General features: G+C 72.7%; 15 protein-coding genes. 9 read left to right on the top strand and 6 right to left on the bottom strand.

All coding sequences use genetic code 11. The features are described 5' to 3' along the window. The first annotated feature begins 264 nt into the window (after nt 1-264). Entirely contained in the window at nt 265-1005 is a 741-nt protein-coding gene (locus ACFWIA_RS22200; RefSeq protein ID WP_385486785.1) for a response regulator, read from the top strand. A gap of 72 nt (nt 1006-1077) precedes the next feature. Here ACFWIA_RS22200 and ACFWIA_RS22195 read toward each other — a convergent pair whose 3' ends face one another. Next, nucleotides 1078-2256, bottom strand: a complete 1179-nt coding sequence (locus tag ACFWIA_RS22195; protein WP_387007697.1) for a winged helix-turn-helix domain-containing protein — start codon at nt 2254-2256, stop codon at nt 1078-1080. Nucleotides 2257-2455: 199 nt separating this feature from the next. Continuing rightward, nucleotides 2456-3061: a GNAT family N-acetyltransferase gene (locus ACFWIA_RS22190; protein WP_387007696.1), complete on the bottom strand. Its 606-nt coding sequence runs from the start codon at nt 3059-3061 to the stop codon at nt 2456-2458. Nucleotides 3062-3293: 232 nt separating this feature from the next. Between ACFWIA_RS22190 and secA the strand changes: the two genes are divergently transcribed. Further along, a complete protein-coding gene (gene secA, locus ACFWIA_RS22185) occupies nt 3294-6104 on the top strand; it encodes a preprotein translocase subunit SecA (protein ID WP_387007694.1) in 2811 nt (936 codons plus the stop codon). Between the two features lie 101 nt (nt 6105-6205). Here secA and ACFWIA_RS22180 read toward each other — a convergent pair whose 3' ends face one another. Beyond that, nucleotides 6206-6691, bottom strand: coding sequence for an Rv3235 family protein (locus ACFWIA_RS22180; RefSeq protein WP_387007692.1), 486 nt, complete (start codon nt 6689-6691; stop codon nt 6206-6208). Between the two features lie 326 nt (nt 6692-7017). Between ACFWIA_RS22180 and ACFWIA_RS22175 the strand changes: the two genes are divergently transcribed. Then, nucleotides 7018-7527: a DUF6912 family protein gene (locus ACFWIA_RS22175; protein WP_387007690.1), complete on the top strand. Its 510-nt coding sequence runs from the start codon at nt 7018-7020 to the stop codon at nt 7525-7527. Nucleotides 7528-7576: 49 nt separating this feature from the next. Further along, nucleotides 7577-8236: an HAD family hydrolase gene (locus ACFWIA_RS22170; RefSeq protein ID WP_387007689.1), complete on the top strand. Its 660-nt coding sequence runs from the start codon at nt 7577-7579 to the stop codon at nt 8234-8236. A 511-nt stretch (nt 8237-8747) separates the two neighbouring features. On the opposite strand, the gene ACFWIA_RS22165 is transcribed toward ACFWIA_RS22170, so the two are convergent. Then, nucleotides 8748-9305, bottom strand: a complete 558-nt coding sequence (locus tag ACFWIA_RS22165) for a DJ-1/PfpI family protein (RefSeq protein ID WP_385486799.1) — start codon at nt 9303-9305, stop codon at nt 8748-8750. 560 nt (nt 9306-9865) lie between these two features. Here ACFWIA_RS22165 and ACFWIA_RS22160 point away from each other — a divergent pair. The 5 genes from ACFWIA_RS22160 (at nt 9866) to ACFWIA_RS22140 (ending at nt 21385) form a co-directional block, all read left to right on the top strand. Continuing rightward, nucleotides 9866-14815 (top strand): NAD-glutamate dehydrogenase, encoded by a 4950-nt coding sequence (locus ACFWIA_RS22160; protein WP_387007687.1) that lies wholly within the window; start codon nt 9866-9868, stop codon nt 14813-14815. 228 nt (nt 14816-15043) lie between these two features. Continuing rightward, entirely contained in the window at nt 15044-15688 is a 645-nt protein-coding gene (locus ACFWIA_RS22155; RefSeq protein ID WP_387007685.1) for a GtrA family protein, read from the top strand. Beyond that, entirely contained in the window at nt 15685-17223 is a 1539-nt protein-coding gene (locus tag ACFWIA_RS22150; protein WP_387007683.1) for a hypothetical protein, read from the top strand. Before ACFWIA_RS22155 ends, ACFWIA_RS22150 begins: the two co-directional genes overlap by 4 nt. Before the next feature lie 173 nt (nt 17224-17396). Then, on the top strand, nt 17397-19682 hold the full coding sequence (locus ACFWIA_RS22145) for a CDP-glycerol glycerophosphotransferase family protein (RefSeq protein ID WP_387007717.1): 2286 nt from the start codon (nt 17397-17399) through the stop codon (nt 19680-19682). Beyond that, entirely contained in the window at nt 19679-21385 is a 1707-nt protein-coding gene (locus ACFWIA_RS22140) for a glycosyltransferase family 2 protein (RefSeq protein WP_387007681.1), read from the top strand. The genes ACFWIA_RS22145 and ACFWIA_RS22140 overlap by 4 nt, the downstream gene beginning before the upstream one ends. Nucleotides 21386-21417: 32 nt before the next feature. On the opposite strand, the gene ACFWIA_RS22135 is transcribed toward ACFWIA_RS22140, so the two are convergent. Further along, nucleotides 21418-22302 (bottom strand): NAD(P)-dependent oxidoreductase, encoded by an 885-nt coding sequence (locus ACFWIA_RS22135; protein WP_387007679.1) that lies wholly within the window; start codon nt 22300-22302, stop codon nt 21418-21420. A 148-nt stretch (nt 22303-22450) separates the two neighbouring features. After that, nucleotides 22451-23449 (bottom strand): UDP-glucose 4-epimerase GalE, encoded by a 999-nt coding sequence (gene galE / locus ACFWIA_RS22130; protein ID WP_387007714.1) that lies wholly within the window; start codon nt 23447-23449, stop codon nt 22451-22453. Between the last annotated feature and the right edge of the window lie 57 nt (nt 23450-23506).

Below are 23506 nucleotides of genomic sequence, written 5' to 3'. Positions count from 1 at the left end.
GACACCCACATCTATGGGGGGGGGGGGGGGGGCGCGCGCGGCGCCGCACCCCGCCCCCCCCCTAATCACGGGGGGCCCCCGGGGGCGCCGGGGCGCCCCCGGGGGCACCCCCGTGCTACGGGTCGTCGGACGTCACTGTCGCCGCAAGGCCGTCCGGGCATGAAATCATGTCCGATACGTCAACCGGGTTGCTGCCGCCCCGGGTTGGCGTCGCACAAGTCGGGCGGCGCCCAGCGGGGCCGATGGCCTTCAGGGGGAGGAACGATGGCGGACAGCTTCGGACCGATGCGCGACGAGGACGCCCACGGCGTCGTCGGCATGGGCCCGGCCGACGGCACCCGCAAGGAGCCCATCCGGGTGTTGGTGGTCGACGACCACGCGCTGTTCCGCAGAGGGCTGGAGATCGTGCTGCACGCCGAGGAGGACATCCAGGTCGTCGGCGAGGCGGGCGACGGGGCCGAGGCGGTGGACAAGGCTGCTGACCTGCTGCCGGACATCGTGCTGATGGACGTGCGGATGCCCAAGCGGGGCGGCATCGAGGCGTGCACCTCCATCAAGGAGGTGGCCCCCAGCGCGAAGATCATCATGTTGACGATCAGCGATGAGGAGGCCGACCTCTACGACGCGATCAAGGCCGGGGCGACGGGCTACCTGCTCAAGGAGATCTCCACGGACGAGGTGGCGACGGCGATCCGCGCGGTGGCCGACGGCCAGTCGCAGATCAGTCCCTCCATGGCCTCGAAGCTGCTCACCGAGTTCAAGTCGATGATCCAGCGCACGGACGAGCGCAGGTTGGTGCCCGCGCCCCGACTCACCGACCGCGAGTTGGAGGTCCTGAAGCTGGTGGCCACCGGCATGAACAACCGGGACATCGCCAAGGAGCTCTTCATCAGCGAGAACACCGTGAAGAACCATGTGCGCAACATCCTGGAGAAGCTCCAGCTCCACTCCCGGATGGAAGCCGTGGTCTACGCGATGCGCGAGAAGATCCTGGAGATCCGCTAGCCCCGCCGAGCGGCCCGCCGAAGCCCCGGCTCTGGCTCCGGCCCGCGTTCCCGTCGCCCTACCGGCGACGGGTCAGCGCAGCGCGGCCGTCAGGGCGACGGCCAACTCCGGTCGGTTGACGCGCTCCACGCGCACGTCCTCGCAACCGACCCACTCCGCGGCCTCCCGCAGGGCCTGCGCCATGGGCGCGACGGCCTTGGGGGTGTCCAGGGACACCTGCTTGGCGACGAGGGTGCGCCCGTCACGAGCCGGGTCGACCCGGCCGAGGAGCCGTCCGCCGGAGAGCAACGGCATCGCGAAGTAACCGTGGACCCGCTTGGGCTTCGGTACGTACGCCTCAAGGCGGTGGGTGAAGCCGAAGATCCGTTCCGTCCGGGCGCGTTCCCAGATCAGCGAGTCGAACGGGGACAGCAGCGTCGTGCGGTGGCGTCCGCGGGGGGTGGTCTCCAGTGCGGCCGGGTCGGCCCAGGCGGGGCGGTCCCAGCCGGCGACCGTCACCGGGACGAGTCCGGAGTCGGCGAGCACCGAGTCGACCTGCTCGCCCTTGAGCCGGTGGTAGTCGGCGAGGTCGGCGCGGGTGCCGACGCCCAGGGACTGCCCGGCGAGCCGGACCAGCCGGCGCAGGCACTCGCGGTCGTCCAGCCCGTCGTGCAGCAGGCTGCTCGGGACGGCGCGTTCGGCGAGGTCGTAGACGCGCTTCCAGCCGCGCCGTTCGGTGCACACCACCTCGCCGTTCATCAGGGCCCGTTCCACGGCGACCTTGGAGGCCGACCAGTCCCACCACTCCCCGCCGTTCTTCGCGCCGCCCAGCTCCGTCGCCGTGAGGGGGCCCTCGGTGCGGAGCTGTTTGACGACCTGCTCGTAGGCGCCGTCCGGGAGGTCGTGGGACCACTGCGGGCGGTCGCGGTAGGCGCGGCGGCGGAACGCGAAGTGCGGCCACTCCTCGATGGGGAGGATGCACGCGGCGTGCGACCAGTACTCGAACGCGTGGGGCGCGCCGTCGGCCCCGGGCGTCCAGTACGCGCGGTCGACCACCGGGCGGCCCACGGCGCCCAGGCGCGCGTACGGCACGAGTTCGTGGGAGCGGGCCAGGACCGAGATGGTGTCGAGCTGGACGGCGCCGAGGTGGCGCAGCACGCCGCGAACGCCCGCCCGTCGGTCGGGGGCGCCGAGGAACCCCTGGGCGCGCAGGGCGATGCGGCGGGCCTCGTCAGCGGAGAGTTCGGCGGCGGGACGCGGCAGGGCGGTCATACGTCGAACGATAGACGGCGCCGCTGACAGCGGGGGCGGCCCGGTGCGGGCATCGGCCCCGACCGCACGGCAGTTGCGCACCCCGGCCGGCCCCGTCCCGGCCGACCACCTCGGCACAGCACACCCGGATCGGTCGGCCCGCCCCCGTGCCCGCCGCAGGGCACGTCGCGCCGCAGGGCACGTCGCGCCGCAGGGCACGTCACGCCGCAGGAGTCACGTCCGAGGCCGACCGCGCCGGGAGGTAGACGTGGCGGCTCGGCAGCCCCAGGTCGTGGGGGAGCAGCGAGCCCACCCAGCAGTCCCGCGCGACGCCCTTGTTCACCAGGGCCGCCCGCAGGGTGCCCTCCACGGTGAACCCGACGCGTTCCGCGACGGCCCGTGACCCCGTGTTGCCGACCTCGGCGCGCCATTCCAGGCGGGTGCACCCGAGTTCCCGGAAGCTCCAGCGGGCGAGGGCGAGCACGGATTCCGCGGTGTAGCCCCGGCCGCGGTGTTCGGCGGCGGTCCAGTAGCCGATCTCCCAGTGGTCGTCCTGCGGATGGTGCAGGCTGGCGGCGCCGACCAGCGGGCCTTCGCCGTCCTCGGTGCGCAGCCGGACGGCGAAGGCGTACTCCGTGCCGTCCTGCCAGGCGCCCGGCGCGATGCGCTGGACGAAGACGGCGGCGTCCTCGGGGGCGTAGGGCGAGGGGACGGTGGTCCACCGCTGGATGTCGGGGTCCTGGCAGGCGGCGAAGGTCTCGTCCGTGTCGGCGGGGGCGAACGGGCGCAGCAGGAGGCGTTCGGTGGTCAGGGTGACGGGTTCCATCACCTGATGATGCCCAGGCGGGGGTGGCGGGTGCCAGGTGATTTGTCGGGGCGGATGTGAGCATCCGATCACAATTCGTGCCGGGTCGCGGCACCTTCCGCGCCGCTGCTCCGTTGTCCTGGTGGCTGTCGTGGAGACGGACCTCCCGGTGCGGTGCGGTCCTCGCATACGATGGCCGTTGCTCAACGGAATCCGACCGTGCCAGGCCCGACCGGCAAGGAGATCTACCCCCGTGTCCGTCCTCCAGAAGATCATGCGTGCAGGCGAAGGCAAGATCCTGCGCAAGCTGCACCGCATCGCGGACCAGGTCAACTCCATCGAAGAGGACTTCGTCGCCCTCTCCGACGCCGAGCTGCGGGCCCTCACCGACGAGTACAAGGAGCGGTACCAGGAAGGCGAGTCGCTGGACGACCTGCTTCCCGAGGCGTTCGCCACGGTGCGTGAGGCCGCCAAGCGCGTCCTGGGTCAGCGGCACTACGACGTCCAGCTCATGGGCGGTGCCGCGTTGCACCTCGGTTACGTCGCCGAGATGAAGACGGGTGAGGGCAAGACCCTGGTGGGCACCCTGCCCACGTACCTGAACGCGCTGTCCGGCAAGGGCGTGCACCTGATCACGGTGAACGACTACCTGGCCGAGCGCGACTCGGAGATGATGGGCCGCGTCCACAAGTTCCTCGGGCTGTCCGTGGGCTGCATCCTGGCGAACATGACGCCGTCGCAGCGCCGCGAGCAGTACCAGTGCGACATCACCTACGGCACGAACAACGAGTTCGGCTTCGACTACCTGCGCGACAACATGGCGTGGTCGCAGGACGAGCTGGTGCAGCGCGGCCACAACTTCGCCGTGGTCGACGAGGTCGACTCGATCCTCGTCGACGAGGCGCGCACCCCGCTGATCATTTCGGGCCCCGCCGACCAGGCGACCAAGTGGTACAGCGACTTCGCGAAGCTGGTGAAGCGCCTCAAGCGCGGTGAGCCGGGCAACACGCTGAAGGGCATCGAGGAGACCGGCGACTACGAGGTCGACGAGAAGAAGCGCACGGTCGCGATCCACGAGCCCGGTGTGGCGAAGGTCGAGGACTGGCTCGGCATCGACAACCTCTACGAGTCGGTGAACACCCCGCTCGTCGGTTACCTGAACAACGCCATCAAGGCGAAGGAACTGTTCAAGAAGGACAAGGACTACGTCGTCATCGACGGCGAGGTCATGATCGTCGACGAGCACACGGGTCGTATCCTCGCGGGCCGCCGTTACAACGAGGGCATGCACCAGGCGATCGAGGCGAAGGAGGGGGTGGACATCAAGGACGAGAACCAGACCCTCGCCACGATCACCCTCCAGAACTTCTTCCGCCTCTACGGCAAGTTGTCCGGCATGACCGGTACGGCGATGACCGAGGCCGCCGAGTTCCACCAGATCTACAAGCTGGGTGTCGTTCCGATCCCCACGAACAAGCCGATGGTCCGCATGGACCAGTCGGACCTGATCTACCGCACGGAGGTCGCGAAGTTCGCGGCCGTGGTGGACGACATCGCGGAGAAGCACGAGAAGGGTCAGCCGATCCTCGTCGGCACGACCTCCGTGGAGAAGTCCGAGTACCTGTCGCAGCAGCTCTCCAAGCGGGGCGTGCAGCACGAGGTGCTGAACGCCAAGCAGCACGACCGGGAGGCGACGATCGTCGCCCAGGCGGGCCGCAGGGGCGCCGTCACGGTCGCCACGAACATGGCCGGCCGCGGTACGGACATCAAGCTCGGCGGCAACCCGGACGACCTCGCCGAGGCGGAGCTGCGTCAGCACGGTCTGGACCCGGTGGAGCACGTGGAGGAGTGGGCGGCTGCGCTGCCGGCCGCCCTGAAGCGTGCGGAGCAGGCGGTGAAGGAGGAGTTCGAGGAGGTCAAGGACCTCGGCGGGCTCTACGTGCTGGGCACCGAGCGCCATGAGTCGCGCCGTATCGACAACCAGCTGCGCGGTCGTAGCGGCCGTCAGGGCGACCCGGGCGAGTCGCGTTTCTACCTCTCCCTCGGCGACGATCTGATGCGGCTGTTCAAGGCGCAGATGGTCGAGCGCGTGATGGCGATGGCGAACGTCCCGGACGACGTGCCCATCGAGAACAAGATGGTCACGCGGGCGATCGCGTCCGCCCAGTCGCAGGTCGAGACGCAGAACTTCGAGACGCGCAAGAACGTCCTCAAGTACGACGAGGTCCTCAACCGGCAGCGCGAGGTCATCTACGGCGAGCGCCGCCGCGTCCTGGAGGGCGAGGACCTGCAGGAGCAGATCCAGCACTTCATGGACGACACGATTGACGCGTACATCGCGGCGGAGACCGCCGAGGGCTTCGCCGAGGACTGGGACCTCGACCGGCTGTGGGGCGCCTTCAAGCAGCTGTACCCGGTGAAGGTCACCGTGGAGGAGCTGGAGGACACGGCGGGCGACCGGGCCGGGCTGACCGCCGAGTTCATCTCCGAGTCCATCAAGGACGACGTCCTCGCCCAGTACCGGGCGCGCGAGGAGCAGCTCGGTTCGGAGATCATGCGGGAGCTGGAGCGACGGGTCGTGCTGTCGGTCCTCGACCGCAAGTGGCGTGAGCACCTCTACGAGATGGACTACCTCCAGGAGGGCATCGGTCTGCGCGCGATGGCGCAGAAGGACCCCCTGGTCGAGTACCAGCGCGAGGGCTTCGACATGTTCACGGCCATGATGGACGGCATCAAGGAGGAGTCCGTCGGCTACCTGTTCAACCTGGAGGTCCAGGTGGAGCAGCAGGTCGAGGAGGTTCCGGTGCAGGACGCGGGGCCCTCGTTGGAGAAGCGGGACGCGGTGCCGACCGGGGCGCGCCCGGAGATCCGCGCCAAGGGGCTGGACGCTCCGCAGCGGCCGGACCGGCTGCACTTCTCGGCGCCGACCGTCGACGGTGAGGGCGGTGTCGTGGAGGGTGACTTCCAGACGGGTGACGAGGAGCAGGTCCGTTCGGAGTCCGACGGCCTGACGCGGGCGGAGCGCCGCAAGCAGCAGCGCGGTGGGCGACGCCGCAAGAAGTAGGCGTGTGGAGCGCTTCCGCTGCGGCGGGGGCGCGGTGACGGGCCGGTCCCCGGTGGGGGCCGGCCCGTCGTGCGTTCTGAATCCGTCCGGTGCGTGCGGGGTCATCGGGGTCCGAGGTCGACGGCGGTGCAGCGCCAGCGCCGGTCGGGTGAGCGTTCCAGCCGGAACGCCATGGCGCTGAGCCGTTCTCCGGTGGCGATCCGGGCGAACGCCTCGACGGCGCCGGGGCGGGGCACGCAGTAGCCGACGTCGCGGATCACCGGGGCGGCGCCGGTCTCGCGCAGGGCGCCGTGTTCGGCGAGCCGGGCGAGTTCGTCGTAGGCGGGGCCGGCGGTGTGCCGGAGCATCGAGTGGATCGGGCGGCGGCCGGTGAGGACGGCCAGGAGCCGGTCGGCGAAGAGGTCGGTGGGGCGGGGCTGCGCGGCGTCCGCGCCGGGGGGCCGGTCGGTCGTCGGGCGGCGGGCGTCCCGGCGGCCCGGTGGCCGGGAGCGGTTGCGGGGCGTGCTGCGGGGGCCGGTCCGGACCGGGTCGGTGGCGGGTGGTGCCGTCGGTGGGGGGTGCGCCGCCCGGGTCATGACCTTGTGCATGGGGGAACCCCCGATCGTCGGCCCCCACGGGGGCTACTCGGCAGTAGCTCGTGGCCGTGGATCTTGTCCGCGGCCGGGTCGGGAGCGCAACGAGCGCGGGACGCGGGCCCCGGGGCGACGGAATTCACCTATCAGGGTGACGGGGGGTGCCGCTGCCCTGGCGGGGGCGGGGGGTCGGCGTCCGGGCCGACGGCGCGACGTCGACGGGGTGGGGCGGCGGCCGGTCCGATCGGGGACGTCCGCACGTATCCTGGGTCAACCGGTCCCCCGTGGATCAGCCTTCCGGGAGCCCTCCGAGGGAGCCCCGCCCCAGAAAGCGGCCCGTCATGCGCGTGTACGTCCCCCTGACCCTCCCCGGACTCGCCGAGGCGCACGCCGCGGGGGAACTGGGACCCGGACCGCTCACCGCGTACGCCGTCACCCCCGCGCTGCGCGAGTGGTACGTCTCCGACGACATCGAGGAACTGGAGTACGCGGCGCTGAACCGGGCCGCCGCGGCCTCCCTGCGGCTGCTCGCCGTCGACCCGGGGTGCCCGCGGCGCCGGGTCGTCGTCGCGGTGGACGTGCCCGACCAGACCGCCGTGGCCGACCCGGACCGCGGGCTCGACCCGGGGGCGCTGGGCGAGGTGCGGATCGCGCGGCCCGTCGCGCTGGCGAAGGCCGCCGCCGTGCACGTCGACTCCGACGAGGCCCGTGCGGACGTGACCGCGGCGGCGTCCGCCCTCGGCGCGGCGGACCTGGGCGACGACGACGCGCGGTTCGTGGTCGACGGGGCCGAGGACCACGAGCTGCTCTGGTACGCGACGCAGGAGATCCCCGGCCTGGTCGCGGACTGACCGCCCACCCCGACCGCCCGTGTCAGTGGCGACGGGTACGTTGGCCGGCATGGGGAAGCAGTCAGCGCACATCGTCTGGGACTGGAACGGCACGCTGTTCCACGACATCGAGGCCGTGGTGGCGGCCAGCAACGCCGCGTTCGCACAGTTCGGTCTTGGCCCGATCACCGTGCAGCAGTACCGGGAGCTGTACTGCGTGCCGATCCCCCGTTTCTACGAGCGCCTGATGGGACGCGTGCCCACGCAGAGCGAGTGGCTCGCCATGGACGGGGCGTTCCAGCGCCACTACGCCGGTCAGCTGGCGGGCTGTGCGCTGACCGAGGGGGCCGAGGAGTTGCTCGCCGGGTGGGGGGCCGCCGGGCGCAGCCAGTCGCTGCTCAGCATGTACGGGCACGCGGAGCTGGTGCCGCTGGTACGGGGCTTCGGGATCGACGCCTGGTTCACCCGGGTCGACGGCAGGGTGGGGCCGTCCGGCGTGTCCAAGTCCGAGGCGATGGCGCGGCACCTGGCCGCGCTCGGGGAGGTGCCGGCGTCCCGGGTGGTCGTGATCGGGGACGCGGCGGACGATGCGGTGGCTGCGCGGGCGGCGGGGGCGGAGGCGGTGCTTTACACCGGCGGTGCGCATAGTCGGGGGAGTTTGGAGGCGATGGGGGTGCCGGTGGTGGATTCGCTCGCCGAGGCGGTGGCGGTGGCTGAGCGCATGCTGTAGCGCGTTTGAGGGGTGCGCTGTCCTGCGGGGGTGCGCTGTGGTTGCCCGCGCAGTTCCCCGCGCCCCTTCGGTGCGCTTCCCTGCGGGTGCGTGGTGGCTGCTCGCGCAGTTCCCCGCGCCCCTGTTGGTGCGCTTCCGTGCGGGTTCGCTGTCCTGCGGGGTGCGTCCCGCTGTTGCGCAGTTCCCCGCGCCCCTGATCGGGGCACTCCAGGCCGGCGTGCACCTGCGGCAACACCCACACGAAGCATCGCCCCCGCAGGCGCCAGCGCCCCCGCAGCGGGGCGCCCTTCAGGGGCGCGGGGAACTGCGCGAGCAACCACGACGCACCCGCACGGGACAGCGAGCCCCTGCAGGGAAGCGCCCTTCAGGGGCGCGGGGAACTGCGCGAGTAACCACAGCGCACCCGCACGGGACAGCGAACCCCGCAGCGGAGCGCCCCTTGGGGGCGCGGGGAACTGCGCGGGCAACCACGACGCACCCGCACGGAGCATCGCACCCGCAGGGGTAAGGGCTACTGGACGTTCCTGAGGACCCTCAGGAACTCTCGCATCCACGCCGGGTGGTCCGGCCACGCCCGGGAGGACACGAGGACCCCGTCCACCACGGCCTCCGCATCCTGGAACTCCGCCCCGTTGACCGCCATGTCCGGCTCCAACGCCGGATACGCCGTGACCCGGCGCCCCCGCAGCGAGCCGATCGCCGCGGTGAGCAGCGGACCGTGGCAGATCTGGGCGACCGGCTTGTCCGCGTCGAAGAACGCCTTGAGGATCTTGCGCAGCTCGCCGTCGCCGCGCAGGTACTCGGGCGCCCGGCCGCCGGGGATCACCAGCGCCAGGTACTCGCCCGGGTCCACCTCGGCGAACGCGAGGTCCGCGGGCCAGGTGTAGCCGGGCTTCTCCGTGTACGTGTCGAAGCCGGGCTCGAAGTCGTGCACCACGAACTGGAGCTTCTTGCGGGTCGGGGCGGCGATGTGGACCTCGTACCCCTCCTCGCGCAGTCGCTGGTACGGGTACAGCACCTCCAGCGACTCCGCCGCGTCACCGGTCACGATCAGGATCTTCGCTGCCATCGCGGTCCTCACTCCATCCTGTGGTCACAGCACGATCGGGCCGTCCCGGCCGGTTCCCGCTCCCGTGCGCGGCGTTCGCCGCGAGGAACCCTTGCCGGGAGGACACCAGGGGAAACGCCGGGACGCGCACGGGGACACGCTTGCGTACCTCCTTCGTTCCCTCCCGTCACGTCCGTGCCATGCACCACGTCCGTTGCGGATGGAGGTGTGCGGAGTGTCAAAGTTTGCCTGCTGGTTTTGTACACATACGGCTCATGACGGCTCCCCGGTGCGGCGGGATAGCCTGGGACCCGTGATCAGCGCGATATCCCGCGGGGGCGCCGAAGCCCCTGCCCTTCGCCCGGTGCACGCGGACGACTTCCGTGCCCGGGCCGTCGCTGGTCCTCGCGCGCGGGGTGGTGGCCCGGTCACGGCCGACCCGGCTGATCTGGCTGAATCCACCCCGAGGATCGCGCGGCGCGGCATAACGTCACCCTTGACCGGACACCCCGTGTCGTGGCGTTCCGTCGCTTCACCCTTTTCTACGTCACGCAACGGCGCGCGACAGGAGCCAGAGGACCATGCAGACCAAGCTGGACGAAGCCAAGGCCGAGTTGCTCGCACGGGCGGCCCGGGTAGCTGAGAACAGTCCGGTCGGGAGCACGCTGCCGACCGGGACCGCGGGGGAGGGAGCCCCGGACCGGGAGACCCTGCTCGCGTTCCTCCAGCGCTACTACCTGCACACCGCCCCCGAGGACCTGGCGGACCGCGACCCGGTCGACGTCTTCGGAGCCGCCTACTCGCACTACCGGCTCGCCGAGAGCCGTCCGCAGGGCACGGCGAGCGTCCGGGTGCACACCCCCACCGTCGAGGAGAACGGCTGGACGAGCAGCCACTCCGTGGTGGAGGTCGTCACCGACGACATGCCGTTCCTGGTGGACTCCGTCACCAACGAGCTGTCCCGGCAGGGCCGCGGCATCCATGTGGTGATCCACCCGCAGGTCGTGGTGCGCCGCGACGTCACCGGCAAGCTGCTGGAGATCCTGCCCGGCCGGCGGACCAACGGCAGTCGCAAGGGCCTGCCGCACGACGCGCTGATCGAGTCGTGGATCCATGTGGAGATCGACCGCGAGACCGACCGCGCCGACCTCAAGCAGATCACCACCGACCTGCTCCGGGTCCTGTCCGACGCCCGCGAGGCCGTCGAGGACTGGGAGAAGATGCGTGACGCGGCGCTGCGCATCGCGGACGAGCTGCCGTCCGAGCCGACCGCCGACGACCTGCGCGACCAGGAGGTCGACGAGGCCCGCGAGCTGCTGCGCTGGCTGGCCGCCGACCACTTCACCTTCCTCGGGTACCGCGAGTACGACCTCCGGGATGACGACTCGCTGGCCCCCGTCCCCGGCACCGGGCTCGGCATCCTGCGCTCCGACCCGCAGCACGACGGCGAGGACCACCACCCGGTCAGCCCCTCGTTCAACCGGCTGCCCGCCGACGCCCGCGCCAAGGCCCGCGAGCACAAGCTGCTGGTGCTGACCAAGGCCAACAGCCGCTCCACGGTGCACCGGCCCTCGTACCTCGACTACGTGGGCGTCAAGAAGTTCGACGCCGACGGCAACGTCATCGGGGAGCGCCGGTTCCTCGGACTGTTCTCGTCCGCCGCGTACACCGAGTCGGTGCGGCGGGTGCCCGTGGTGCGGCGCAAGGTCGAGGAGGTCCTCCAGGGCGCGGGCTTCTCGCCCAACAGCCACGACGGCCGCGACCTGCTCCAGATCCTGGAGACCTACCCGCGCGACGAGCTGTTCCAGACCCCGGCCGACGAACTGCGGGCGATCGCGACCAGCGTCCTCTACCTCCAGGAGCGCCGCCGCCTCCGGCTCTACCTGCGCAAGGACGAGTACGGGCGCTACTACTCCGCCCTGGTCTACCTGCCGCGCGACCGGTACACCACCGGGGTGCGGCTGCGGATCATCGACATCCTCAAGGAGGAGCTTTCGGGGGCCAGCGTCGACTTCACGGCCTGGAACACCGAGTCGATCCTGTCCCGGCTGCACTTCGTGGTCCGGGTCGCGCCCGGCACGGAGCTGCCGCGGCTCAGCGACGCCGACAAGGACCGCATCGAGGCGCGGCTCGTGGACGCCGCCCGGTCCTGGGCGGACGGCTTCGCCGAGGCGCTGAACGCCGAGTGCGGCGAGGAGCGGGCCGCCGAGCTGCTGCGCACCTACGGCAATGCGTTCCCCGAGGGGTACAAGGCCGACCACTCGCCGCGGGCCGCCGTCGCGGACCTGGCGCACGTGGACGTCCTCAAGCGCTCCGCGGACGACTTCTCGCTCAGCCTGTACGAGCCGGTGGGCAGCGCCCCCGAGGAGCGCCGCTTCAAGATCTACCGCACGGGCGAGCCGGTCTCGCTGTCGGCGGTGCTGCCGGTGCTCAACCGGCTCGGCGTGGAGGTCATCGACGAGCGCCCCTACGAGCTGCGCTGCGCCGACCGCACCACCGCCTGGATCTACGACTTCGGGCTCCGACTGCCGAAGGCCGTCAGCGGCGGCAACGGCGACTACCTCGGCGAGGACGGCCGCGAACGGTTCCAGGAGGCGTTCGCCGCGACCTGGACGGGCGCCGCCGAGAACGACGGCTTCAACGCGCTGGTCCTGGGCGCCGGACTGACCTGGCGCGAGGCGACGGTGCTGCGCGCGTACGCGAAGTACCTGCGGCAGGCGGGCTCCACGTTCAGCCAGGACTACATGGAGGACACCCTCCGCAACAACGTCCACACCACCCGGCTGCTGGTGTCGCTGTTCGAGGCGCGGATGTCGCCCGAGCGCCAGCGCGCCGGCACCGAGCTGACGGACGGCCTGCTGGAGGAGCTGGACGGCGCCCTCGACCAGGTCGCCTCGCTGGACGAGGACCGCATCCTGCGCTCCTTCCTCACCGTCATCAAGGCGACCCTGCGCACCAACTTCTTCCAGCACGTCCCCGGCGGCGGGCACCACGCCTACGTGTCGATGAAGTTCGACCCGCAGGCCATCCCGGACCTCCCCGCGCCGCGACCGGCGTACGAGATCTGGGTGTACTCGCCGCGGGTGGAGGGCGTGCACCTGCGGTTCGGCAAGGTCGCGCGCGGCGGACTGCGCTGGTCCGACCGGCGCGAGGACTTCCGTACCGAGATCCTCGGCCTGGTCAAGGCGCAGATGGTGAAGAACACGGTGATCGTGCCGGTCGGTGCGAAGGGCGGGTTCGTCGCCAAGCAGCTGCCCGACCCGGCCGTGGACCGCGACGCCTGGCTCGCGGAGGGCGTCGCCTCGTACAAGACGTTCATCTCGGCGCTGCTCGACATCACCGACAACATGGTCTCCGGCGAGGTCGTGCCGCCGTCGGGCGTCGTCCGGCACGACGAGGACGACACGTACCTCGTGGTCGCCGCCGACAAGGGCACGGCGACCTTCTCCGACATCGCGAACGGCGTCGCCGAGGAGTACCGGTTCTGGCTCGGGGACGCCTTCGCCTCGGGCGGCAGCGCGGGCTACGACCACAAGGGCATGGGCATCACCGCGCGCGGCGCCTGGGAGTCCGTCAAGCGGCACTTCCGGGAGCTGGGCCACGACACCCAGACCCAGGACTTCACGGCCGTCGGCGTCGGTGACATGTCGGGTGACGTGTTCGGCAACGGCATGCTGCTGTCGGAGCACATCCGACTGGTCGCGGCCTTCGACCACCGGCACATCTTCATCGACCCGAACCCCGACGCGGCCGTCTCCTACGCGGAGCGCCGCCGCCTGTTCGAACTGCCGCGTTCCTCGTGGGCCGACTACGACAAGGCCCTGCTCTCCGCCGGCGGCGGGGTCTTCCCGCGCAGCGCCAAGGCCATCCAGCTCAACAGCCACATCCGCGAGGCCCTCGGCATCGACCCGGGCGTCGCGAAGATGACGCCCGCCGACCTGATGCGGGCCGTCCTGCACGCCCCCGTGGACCTGCTGTGGAACGGCGGCATCGGGACGTACGTGAAGTCCTCCGCCGAGACCCACGCCGAGGTCGGGGACAAGGCGAACGACGCGATCCGCGTCAACGGCGCCGACCTGCGGGCCAAGGTGGTCGGCGAGGGCGGCAACCTCGGGTTCACCCAGCTGGGCCGGATCGAGTTCGCGGAGAGCGGCGGCCGGATCAACACCGACGCCATCGACAACAGCGCGGGCGTCGACACCTCCGACCACGAGGTGAACATCAAGATCCTGCTCAATGCGGTGGTCACGAACGGTGACCTCACCGTCAAGCAGCGCAACAAGCTGCTCGCGGAGATGACCGACGAGGTCGGCGGCCTGGTGCTGCGCAACAACTACGCGCAGAACGTCGCGCTCGCCAACGCCGAAGCCCAGTCCGCTTCGCTGCTCCACGCGCACCAGCGGTTCATGCGCCGCCTCACCAAGGACGGCGAACTGGACCGGGGCCTGGAGTTCCTGCCCAGTGACCGGCAGATCCGCGAGCGGCTGAACCAGGGCCGCGGTCTGACCCAGCCGGAGCTGGCGGTGCTCCTCGCCTACACCAAGATCACGGCCGCGGACGAGCTGATCCGCACCGGGCTGCCCGACGACCCGTACCTCCAGCGGCTGCTGCACGCCTACTTCCCGGCGGCGCTGCGCGAGCGGTTCCCGGAGCAGATCGGGGCGCACGCGCTGCGCCGGGAGATCATCACCACGCTCCTGGTCAACGACACGGTGAACTCGGGCGGTTCGACGTTCCTGCACCGGCTGCGCGAGGAGACCGGGGCGTCGCTGGAGGAGATCGTGCGGGCGCAGCTCGCCGCGCGCGAGATCTTCGGGCTGAGCGCCGTGTGGGACGCGGTCGAGGCGTTGGACAACCAGGTCGCGGCGGACGTCCTCACCCGCATCCGGCTGCACTCGCGCCGGCTGGTCGAGCGGGGCACGCGCTGGCTGCTGAACAACCGTCACCAGCCGTTGGAGCTGGCCGGGACCATCGAGTTCTTCCGCGACGGGGTCGCCCAGGTGTGGGCGGAGCTGCCCGCGCTGCTGCGCGGCGCCGACCTGGAGTGGTACGAGCGCATCCGCGAGGAGCTGACCGGGGCCGGGGTGCCCCAGGAGCTGGCGACCCGGGTCGCCGGCTTCTCCTCGGCGTTCCCGACGCTGGACATCGTCGCGGTCGCGGACCGCACGGACAAGGACCCGATGGCGGTCGCCGAGGTGTACTACGACCTCGCGGACCGGCTGCGGATCACCCAGCTCATGGACCGCATCATCGACCTGCCGCGGGCGGACCGCTGGCAGTCGATGGCCCGGGCCTCCATCCGCGAGGACCTGTACGCGGCGCACGCGGCGCTCACCGCGGACGTCCTCGCGGTGGGCAACGGGGCCTCCTCGCCGGAGCAGCGGTTCACGGCGTGGGAGGAGAAGAACACGGCGATCCTCGGGCGGGCCCGCTCCACGCTGGAGGAGATCCAGGGGTCGGAGGACTTCGACCTGGCGAACCTGTCGGTGGCGATGCGCACCATGCGGACGTTGCTGCGCACGCACATCTGACCGGCCGGGCCCGCTCCGGGCCCTCCGGTTCGCGGTTCCCGAAGGGGTGCCCCCGCATCTGATCGAGATGCGGGGGCACCCCTTTCGCGTGCCCCCGCGCACCGCACGGGACCGTCCCGTCGGGATCGGCAGGGAGCGTCACACGGCACCAGAAAGTCCGCAAATACGGGCAATTGTGACTATTGGGTCTATGGTGGACCTGATTGTCAGACCGAGGGGTGCCGTTCCGTGACCGTCCATGTCTCCGACAGCCCGCCGGGCCCGCAGTGCGCGCAACGTCCGCCACGCTCACCGCACTCGCCGGACCGCTCCGCGCCCGAACGGGGGCGGCTCGGTCGACTCGCCCTGGAGATCGTGAAGTTCGGGATCGTCGGCGGGTCCGGAGTGGCCGTCAACTTCGTCGTCTTCAACCTGTTGCTGCACGCGCACGGCACCGGCCCGATGACCGCCACGGTGCTCGCCAGCTGCGCCGCGATGGCCAGCAACTACCTGGGCTTCCGCTTCTTCGCCTACCGCGACCGGGCGGCCCGCACCCAACGGCAGGTGGTCCTCTTCTTCGCGTTCAGCGGACTCGGCGTGCTGCTGGAGAGCCTGTTGTTCTCGGCCGCCTACCACGGGGCCCAGCTGACCGGGCCGCTCGCGTCGAACGCCGCCAAGGCCCTGTCGATCGGGCTGGCCTCCGCGTTCCGCTTCCTCGTCTACCGGACCTGGGTGTTCCCGCACGACCGCCCCGACCAGGCCCACCAGGCGCACGGTCCCGCCCGCACCGCAGGGGTCCCGCACCGCGCCCGGCCCTTCGCCCCCGACACCCTCCCCGGCAGCCGCCGCCCCGCCGAGCGTGCGGACGAGCGCGCGGCCCGCAGCGGACGATGACCCTGGCCCGGGCGCGCACCGTGCCGTCCGACCCCGGGGCGCGCGGCCCCGCAGCCGAGCCCCCCGCGCGCAGCGCCGCCGCCGCGCTCGCCCCGCGCGCCGCCTGGTCCGCCGCCGCGCTGCTCGTCGTACTGCTGGCCCTGGTGAGCGCCCGGCTGCCGTGGGTCGGGGACCTCGGGATGCACGCGGCGACCCTGGAACGCCTCCGCCACGACCTGCTGCACCCCGGAAACCCGCTGGTCGCCGAGGACACGCCGAGCCCGTACTACTCGCCGTGGACCGTACTGCTCGCGACGGCCGCCGAGCTCGGCGGACCGTCCACCTTCGGGGCCCTGCGGGTGGCGGCGGCCGTGGGGCTCGGCACGCTGCTCAGCGGGGTGTGGCGGTTCGCCCGGGTCCTCACCGACCGGCTCGCGGCCGTGCCGGTGGCGCTGCTCTGTCTGACGCTGCTCTGGGGCACCGACGTCTTCGCCTGGAGCGGGTTCACCGGCCTGGGGTCGCTGGCGCTGACCGTCTCCTACCCGAGCACCCTCGCCCTGGGCCTCGCCTTCCACCTGTGGGCGTGGCTGTGGCGGGCGCTCGCCGGGCGGGCGTCCTGGCCGGTGTTCCTGTGGCTGGGGCTGCTGGTGGGGGCGATCGTCCTGGTGCACCAGTTCACCGGGGTGGTGGCCGGGCTCGGGGCGCTGGCCCTGGTGCTCGGCGCGCGGCCCCGGCCCGACCGCGCGGTGTGGGCACGGCTCCTCGGCGGGGGACTCCTGGGCGCCGCACTGGTCGTGGCGTGGCCCTACTACGACGTCCTCACCCTGCTCGGCACCACCGGGCTCGATGAGATCCACCGGTCGCTGTACGGGGACCCGGTCGCCCGGTTCGGGCTGGCGGCGCTCGGCGTGCTCGCCCTGGCCGCGCGCTGGGGGCGGGACCGGCGCGATCCGCTCGTCCTCTTCTTCGCCCTCGGGCTGCTGGTCGTCGTCCTCGGCGGGGCGAGCGGTCACCACGCCTGGGGCCGGGCCCTGCCCGCGGTGCTGATCCCCGCGCAACTCGCCGCGGCTGTCGAGGCGTTCGGGGCCGGTCGGCGCAGCTGGCGCACGGGGTACGCGGTGGCGCTGGCGGGGGCGCTGGGTTTCGGGGCGTGGGCCCAGTCCGGGACGCTGGGGTACGTGGTGCCGCCCGAGCGGTTGCCGGCCGCGGTGGCCGCCAAGGCGCGCGAGCCGTGGCACGGCTACCGGTGGATCACCCCCTGGGTGCGGTACGGGGACGTGGTGATGGCCCGCACCCACCCCGCCCGGCAGATCCCCGCACACGGGCCGTACACCGTGGCCCCCGGCTACCCGGACGTGCTGCTGCCCGACGCGGCGCGGCGCGGGGCCGCGGTCGAGCGGTACTACGCGCCGGGGACCGGGCCCGGGGAGCGGGCGCGCATCCTGGCCGACTACCGGGTGCGGTGGGTGCTGGACGCGCCCCGACGGCCGGCGGACGGATTGCGGGAGGTCGCGGTGGGCCCGGGCGGCGAGCGCTTGTACCGGGTGGGGCCGTGAGGGGACGCCGCGCACCCGCCCACGGAGTCGAACGGTACGGAAGGGAGCCCGAGTGCAGGGGAGACAGGACGTGCGAACGTTGAGGAGGCGCCGTGGCCACGGATGACGCTGCGCGGAAGGCCGCGCCCCCCGACCCCGCGGCGCGGGCGGCGGACGAACCGCCCCGGCTGAGCGTGGTGGTCCACGGCGCGAACGTGCAGGGACACCTCCACGACTGCCTCGACGCCCTCGTGAGCGGCCCGGCCGCCCCGGTGGAGGTGATCGTCGCGACCACCACCCCCGCCGCGCACCGCCTGGCGGAACGGTTCGCCACACATGACCCCCGGCTCGTCCCGGTGCCGTTGGCCGACGGCACCCCGGACGCCGCCGCCCGGTCCGCCGGCGCCGCCCGGGCCACCGCGCCCTGGCTGCACTTCGTCCCGGCGAAGGACCGCGTCCCGGCGGGCGCCCCGCGGACCGTGGCCGAACTGACCGCCGAGCAGCCGCCCGAGGTGGACGTGCTGCTCCTCGACCACGTCCACTCCACCTGGCGCACCTCGGGCAGCCCGTCCCCGGACGGCACGGTCCTCGCCCGCGCCGGCCGGGTCCCCCGCACCCTGGCCGACTGCCCCGACCTGCTGGGGGTCACCCCGCTGCTGGGCGCCCGCGTCCTGCGCACCGACTTCTGGCGCGCCCACCCGGAGTGGCACGCCGGCACCCCGCAATCCCCACAGCCCTCCGAGCCCCACAAGCCCCACAAGGACTACGAGGACTACGAGGGCTACGAGCCTGCCGCGGACGACGCGTACCTCGCGTACGCGGCCCTCGTCCACGCCCGGCGGATCACCGCCTTCGACCAGGTGGCCGTCGACGACCGCCGACTGCGCCCCGCGAGCCTGCCGCCCCCCACGCCCGCCCGGACGTACGCGGAGGTGGCACGGTACGAAGCCGTGCAGCGACTGCTCGCCGAACTCGACGCACCCCGCGAGGTCCGGGCGGCCCTGTACGACGTGATGGTGCACGCCTGGCTGCGGACCATCGCCCGCGGCGCCGCTCCGGGGCCGGTGGCCCGCGAGTTCTTCCACCGCGCGGCCCGGGCCGCCACCCGCTGGCGCCCGCCCGGGCACCCCGCCCCCGAAGGGCTCGACGGCATCCGGTACCGGTTGCTGGAGCGGGACGCCTACCAGCCGTACCGTGCCGTGCAGGGCGTCAACCACAAGCGCCGCGAGGTCCGGGGCCAACTGGTCCGCCGGGGCCGCAAGGTCGCCGCCAAGCTCCGGGACCACCGGTACCGGCAGGCCCTGGACCGGCCCGTCGAACCGGACCTCGCGGTCTTCTCCGCGTACTGGGACCGGGGCGTCGCCTGCAACCCGGCCGCCGTCGCCGCGAAGCTCGCCGAACTCGCCCCGGACGTCCGGCAGGTGTGGGCGGTCGCCGCGGCCAAGGTCCCGCTGCTGCCGCCCGGCACCCGCTACGTCGTGCCCGGCACCCCGCGGTACTGGGAGGTCATGGCCCGCGCCCGGTACCTCGTCAACAACGTCAACTTCCCCGGCGCGGTGGTCAAACGCCCCGACGCCGTCCACCTCCAGACCCACCACGGCACCCCGCTCAAGCGGATGGGCCTGGACCAGCAGGACTACCCGGCCGCCGCCCAGGGCCTCAACTTCCGGGCCCTGCTCGCCCGCGTCGACAAATGGGACTTCAGCGTCTCCGCGAACGCCCACTCCACCGAGATGTGGGAGCGCGCCTACCCCTCGCGCTACGTGTCGCTGGACCACGGCTACCCCCGCAACGACGCACTGCACCGCGCCACCCCCGCCCGCATCCGGGCGGTCCGGGAGCGCCTCGGCGTCCCCCGCGGCCGGACCGTGTTCCTGTACGCCCCCACCCACCGGGACTACGAGGCCACCTGGACGCCCCGGCTCGACCTCGCGGAACTCGCCGAACACCTCGGCGAGGACACCGTGATCCTGGTGCGCGGCCACTACTTCTACGGGGGCGCCGCCGCCCCCGGCCCGCTCGCGGGGCTGCGGCGCGACGGCCGGGTCGTCGACGTGTCCGCCTACGACCCGGTGGAGGACCTGCAACTCGCCGCCGACGGGCTCATCACCGACTACTCGTCCCTGATGTTCGACTACGCCAACCTCGACCGGCCCGTGGTCGTGTACGCCGACGACTGGGACACGTACGCCAGGACCCGCGGCGTGTACTTCGACCTGCCCGCCGGCGCCCCCGGCCAGGTCGCCCGGACCCAGGACGAACTGACGGAGGTCATCCGCTCCGGCGCCTGGCAGGACGCGGCGGCGGCGAAGACCCGGGCGGCGTTCCGGCGCCGGTTCTGCGAGTTCGACGACGGCCGGGCCGCCGAACGGGTGGTGCGCAGGGTCTTCCTCGGGGCCGCGGAGGAGGAGCTGCCGCCCGTGGTGCCGGTCGACGAACGGCCCGCCGTCCCCACTCCGCAGGAGGCCGACGCGACATGAACCCGCCGGACGTCCCCCCGCCCCCGCCCCCGTCAGCCGCCCCGTCCCCGCACGTCGTGCACGCCGCCACTGCGCCCGGCGAGCCCGACGTCACCGTCACCGTCATCGTCCACGACGACGCGGACCGGCTGCCGCGCGCGGTGGAGTCGCTGCGCCGCCAGACCCACCGGGCGATCGAGATCGTCATCAGCGACGACCACTCCACCGATGACACCCCGAAGGTGGCCCGCCGGCTCGCCGCGACCGACGACCGGATCACCGTCCTACGGCTGCCGGTGAACAGCGGCGGATGCAGCGCCCCCCGCAACCGGGCCCTGGACATCGCCCGCGCCCCGTACCTGATGTTCCTCGACAGCGACGACGAACTGCCGCCCCGTGCCGTGGAGGTGATGCTCGCCGCGCACCGGGAGCGGCCGGTGGACTTCGTGCTGGGCGCGGTGGAGCGGGTGCGCACCGACACCGGGCGGACCTCCACCTGGATGCCGCACCTGGTGGCCGAGCGGCGGACCGTCGCCGGCATCGAGTCCGAGCCCCGGCTGCTGTTCGAACACCTGGCGACCAGCAAGATGTACCGCAGGGACTTCCTCGACCGGCACCGACTGCGGTTCCCCGAGGGCATCCACTACGAGGACCAGCTCTTCTCCGCCCAGGCGTACTGCCTGGCCCGGGAGTTCACCGTCCTCACCGACCCCGTCTACCGCTGGTACATCGCCCCGTACGCGACCGCCGCCGACGCCTCCATCTCCAACCAGCGCCACCTGCTCGCCAATGTGCGCGACCGCGTCCACGTCCAGCGCCTCATCGACGCGTTCCTGGTGGAGTCGGGGCACGCCGGGCTGCGCCCCGAGAAGGACCACAAGTTCCTCAAGCACGACTTCCGGATGTACGCGGGTGACCTGCCGTACCGCGACGACGCCTGGCTGGCCGCCTTCGCCGACCTGGTGAACCCGTACCTCGCGACCCTCGCCCGCACGGCGTACGCACGGCTGCCGCGGGCCGAGCGGGTGGTCCTCCAACTGGTGCGGGACGGGCGGCTCGCCGACGCCCGGGTGGCCGCGCGGGGCCTGGGTCAGGGCGTGGCGCCCCGTACCGTGACGGCGGGCACCGGCGGGCGGCTGTACTGGGGGGACCGGGTGCCCGGGTCCTCGGCGGGGCGGCGGGAGCTGGACCTCGCCGACCAGCGGGTGGACACCAGCCCGTTCCCCAGTGCGCTGTTCCGCCACGAGATCCTTTCCGTCACCCGGGCGCCCGGCGCCGCGGTGGACCTGGCGGTGCGCACCTACGACCCGGGGCTGCGGTTGGCGGTCGGGCCGCAGGCCGCGGTGCTCGCCGTCGCGCCCGGCGGGGGACGGCTCGAAGTGCCCTTCCGGATCGACCCGGTACGGCCCGGGGTGTTCGAGGGCCGGGTGCGTCTCGACCTCGCGGCGGCCCCCGTCCCCCTGCACGGCTTCGCCGGTGTCCGGCACCCGGTGCTCGTCCTCACCCAACGGGGGCTGCGCAACACGGGACTGCTGCTGGCGCCGCTCGGCTTCCCGACGTTGCGGGCCCGGGTCGAGTACCGGCACGGGCTGGCCCCGCACCTGGTCACCGTCGAACCGGAACCCCGGGGCGCGGGGCGGCTCCAGATCCGCTGGGCCCCCACCGGCGTCACCGCGCGGATCACCCGTCCGGTGGCCGGGCGGCTGGCTCCACTGCTGCGCTGACCCGGACCGGGACCGGGCTGGTCGGGCCCCGGTCAGGCGCTGGGGGCCGGCTTGCGCAGCACCTCGGTCAGCGCCGAGATGCTGTGTTCGCCGTGCCCGGCTTCGGCGGCCCGGCGCACCAGGTCGTTCAGCGGCCCGACCCACTCCGTCTCCACCTGCGCCTCGACGCCGAACTCCGCGTCGTACGCGGCCCCGGCGAGGAAGACGTTCACGGTGGACTGCGGGTCGCCGTAGTCACCGCGGTCGATCTCCTGCGCGTAGCCGGGCAGCAGGCCCTTGATCATGTCCAGCCACTTGCCGGCGAAGCGGACCGTGGACTCGGCGCTCAGCCCGCGGGACTGCACGGCGGCGGCGCCCTGGAAGAACCCGACGAGCGCGGGCAGCAGGATCGCCCCGACCGCCATCTCGTAGAGCGCCGCGAGGTCGACGTCGTCCCCGAGGTGCACGGTGTCCCCGCCGAAGACCTCCAGCGTGCTCCGGTACGCGTCGAAGACCTCCCGGTCGCCGCCGTAGTACAGCAGGGTGCCGGCCGCGCCCACGGCGGAGGGCACGTCCTTGACCGCCCCGGCGAGGAACCGCGCCCCGTGCGCGGTGGCCCAGGCGGCGGTCTCGCGGGCCCCGCCCGGGGTGCCGCTGTTGAGGGTGACCAGGGCGCGCCCGGCCAGGGCCGTGGCGGCCGGGGCCAGGGCCTCGCGGGTGTCCTCGAAGCCGGTCAGACAGGTGATCACCAGCTCGCCCGCCGCCACCGCCTCGGTGACCGACCCGGCGTGCGTCGCGCCCTGGGCCACCAGCGGCGCGGCCTTCTGCGGGCTGCGGTTCCACACCGCCGTCGGGTGTCCGGCGTCCAGGAGGGCCGCGGCGAGGGCCCGACCCATCAGTCCGAGTCCGATGACGGTGACGGGGGGCTTCGAGGTCATGTTCCGCTCCGGTGCGCAGGGGTGGCCGCGGTGTCCACGCAGCCGTGGACAGCGGTCCGTCCGGCGGCGTTTCACCGCCCGGACGGCGTCCCCACCAGGGTCGTCGCGGCCCCCGGCCGCCACAAGTACCGACTAATTGGTGGGGTACTCACCTCAAGGTCAGTGCGGGGGCCGCCTCCGGGTGTTCGCGCAGCCAGCCCTGCCAGGCCGAGGTGACGATGTCGTGCAGCCCGTGTCGGGGTCGCCAGCCGAGCACCTGGGCCGCGCGGTCCACGTCGGCCACCAGCCGGGCGGGGTCGCCGGCCCGCCGGGGGAGCACCTCCGGTGCGAGGTCGCGCCCCGCGGCCCCGGTGACCGCCGTGATCATCTCCCGTACCGAAACGCCGTGCCCCCGACCGATGTTGAGGGTCAGTTCGGCGCCGCTCCCGCCGGCCGCGGCGAGTCGCCTCGCGGTGGCCACATGGGCCTGGGCGAGGTCCGCCACATGGACGTAGTCGCGGACGCAACTGCCGTCGTGGGTGGGGCGGTCGCCGCCGAAGAGCTGGGGCCGCAGCCCGTCGGTCAGTCGGCGCATCACGAGGGGGACGAGTCCGGCCGCCGCGGTGTCGGCGAGTTCGGGGGAGGCGGCGCCCGCGACGTCGAAGTGGCGCAGGGACGCCGTGGCGATCCCGTGCGCCCGGCCCGCGGACCGCACCAGCCACTCCCCGGCGAGCTTGGTCTCGCCGTAGGGGCTCACCGGTGCGCAAGGGGTGTCCTCGGTGATGAGGTCGGCGGTGGGCGCCCCGTACACGGCGGCCGACGAGGAGAAGACGAACGAGGTCACACCGGCCTCGGCCACCGCCTCCAACAGGATCCGTAGGCCCTCCACGTTGTCGTGGTAGTAGCGCAGCGGCTGTTCGACGGACTCGGCGACCCGCTTGCGGGCCGCCAGGTGCACCACGCCGGTGACGGAGTGGCCGCTGATCGCCCGGGCGACGAGCTTCGGATCCAGTGTCGAGCCCACCACCAACGGCACGCCGTCGGGTACGCGTTGGGCGTTCCCGGCGGACAGATCGTCGTAGACCACGGTCCGCTCGCCCGCCGCGCGCATGGCGCGGACGACGTGCGCCCCGATGTATCCGGCACCGCCGGTGATCAGCCAGGTCATGGTCGGCTCGTTCACCCTGTCCTGTGGTCGGTGCGCGCGGGCTCGACGCGCGCTCAA

It is taken from the genome of Streptomyces sp. NPDC127068 (assembly GCF_042724695.1).
Classification (GTDB): domain Bacteria; phylum Actinomycetota; class Actinomycetes; order Streptomycetales; family Streptomycetaceae; genus Streptomyces.
Note: the sequence above shows the minus strand (reverse complement) of the source record. Positions and strands in the feature narration are given on the sequence as shown.

Bases quoted from the DNA above. Each gene is read 5' to 3' on its own strand.
- ACFWIA_RS22195 (WP_387007697.1), bottom strand. From the start codon at position 2,256: ATGACCGCCCTGCCGCGTCCCGCCGCCGAACTCTCCGCTGACGAGGCC.
- ACFWIA_RS22150 (WP_387007683.1), top strand. From the start codon at position 15,685: ATGACCCTGGCCCGGGCGCGCACCGTGCCGTCCGACCCCGGGGCGCGC.
- ACFWIA_RS22140 (WP_387007681.1), top strand. From the start codon at position 19,679: ATGAACCCGCCGGACGTCCCCCCGCCCCCGCCCCCGTCAGCCGCCCCG.
- ACFWIA_RS22160 (WP_387007687.1), top strand. From the start codon at position 9,866: ATGCAGACCAAGCTGGACGAAGCCAAGGCCGAGTTGCTCGCACGGGCG.
- galE (WP_387007714.1), bottom strand. From the start codon at position 23,449: ATGACCTGGCTGATCACCGGCGGTGCCGGATACATCGGGGCGCACGTC.
- ACFWIA_RS22180 (WP_387007692.1), bottom strand. From the start codon at position 6,691: ATGCACAAGGTCATGACCCGGGCGGCGCACCCCCCACCGACGGCACCA.
- ACFWIA_RS22190 (WP_387007696.1), bottom strand. From the start codon at position 3,061: ATGGAACCCGTCACCCTGACCACCGAACGCCTCCTGCTGCGCCCGTTC.
- ACFWIA_RS22175 (WP_387007690.1), top strand. From the start codon at position 7,018: ATGCGCGTGTACGTCCCCCTGACCCTCCCCGGACTCGCCGAGGCGCAC.
- ACFWIA_RS22170 (WP_387007689.1), top strand. From the start codon at position 7,577: ATGGGGAAGCAGTCAGCGCACATCGTCTGGGACTGGAACGGCACGCTG.
- ACFWIA_RS22135 (WP_387007679.1), bottom strand. From the start codon at position 22,302: ATGACCTCGAAGCCCCCCGTCACCGTCATCGGACTCGGACTGATGGGT.
- ACFWIA_RS22165 (WP_385486799.1), bottom strand. From the start codon at position 9,305: ATGGCAGCGAAGATCCTGATCGTGACCGGTGACGCGGCGGAGTCGCTG.
- ACFWIA_RS22200 (WP_385486785.1), top strand. From the start codon at position 265: ATGGCGGACAGCTTCGGACCGATGCGCGACGAGGACGCCCACGGCGTC.